Source organism: Citrobacter sp. TBCS-14, from assembly GCF_005280805.1.
GTDB lineage: Bacteria > Pseudomonadota > Gammaproteobacteria > Enterobacterales > Enterobacteriaceae > Citrobacter > Citrobacter gillenii.
Genome location: NZ_SZWM01000280.1, coordinates 398 through 600 on the forward strand (window position 1 = coordinate 398; position 203 = coordinate 600).

A 203-nucleotide genomic window follows, 5' to 3' on the forward strand; every position below is an offset into this window, starting at 1 on the left:
TATCGTCACCGGTTCGGGGAAATTTTTCCGCAACGTCCAACTCGACCCGGCCGCAAATCTGGGCGTGGTGAAAATCGATAGCGATGGCGCGGGTTATCACATTCTGTGGGGTCTGACCCACGAAGCCGTACCGACTTCCGAACTGCCCGCCCACTTCCTATCCCACTGCGCGCGCATTAAAGCCACCAATGGCAAAGACCGCG

1 pseudogene is annotated in these 203 nt (G+C 58.1%); it reads left to right on the plus strand.

The features are described from left to right. Nucleotides 1–203, plus strand: a pseudogene (locus FDX22_RS12520) (rhamnulose-1-phosphate aldolase); the annotation flags it as partial.